Annotated in this window: 1 protein-coding gene; it reads right to left on the bottom strand. The window is 40.7% G+C overall.

Annotation, left to right across the window (positions count from 1 at the left end; all coding sequences use genetic code 11):
• Nucleotides 1-619, bottom strand: a 619-nt coding sequence (locus NI462_RS14920; RefSeq protein WP_253161238.1) for an IS6-like element IS1008 family transposase, incomplete at both ends; no start/stop codon positions are given.

Raw genomic sequence — 619 nt, 5'->3', positions numbered from 1 at the left:
GTCCTTTACGTAGTGCACGCATGACTTCAATACCTTTAATTGTGGCATAAGCCGTCTTCATAGATTTGAATCCTAATGTGGCCCTGATGATTCGCTTTAACTTACCATGATCACATTCAATGACATTATTTTTATACTTAATCTGCCTGTGCTCAATATCTACTGGACATTTTCCTTCTCGCTTTAATCGTGATAAAGCATGGCCATAGGTCGCTGCTTTATCTGTATTGATGACCCGTGGAATTTGCCATTTTTTCACCGTATTGAAGATCTTTCCTAAAAAACAATAGGCTGATTTACTGTTCCGTCTAGCGGAAAGGTAAAAGTCAATCGTATGACCATGTTGATCAACTGCACGATACAGGTAAGTCCATCGCCCCTTCACTTTGATATAAGTCTCATCCATATGCCATGAATGTAAATCTGTAGGATTACGCCAATACCAGCGTAAGCGTTTTTCCATTTCTGGAGCATAACGCTGAACCCAACGATAAATTGTGGTGTGGTCAACATTCACACCTCGTTCAGCGAGCATTTCTTGAAGTTCACGATAGCTGATGCCATATTTACAATACCAACGAACAGCCCAAAGAATGATTTCACCTTGAAAGTGCCGACC

It is taken from the genome of Acinetobacter lwoffii, from assembly GCF_024129715.1.
Taxonomy (GTDB): domain Bacteria; phylum Pseudomonadota; class Gammaproteobacteria; order Pseudomonadales; family Moraxellaceae; genus Acinetobacter; species Acinetobacter lwoffii_U.
Note: the sequence above shows the minus strand (reverse complement) of the source record. Positions and strands in the feature narration are given on the sequence as shown.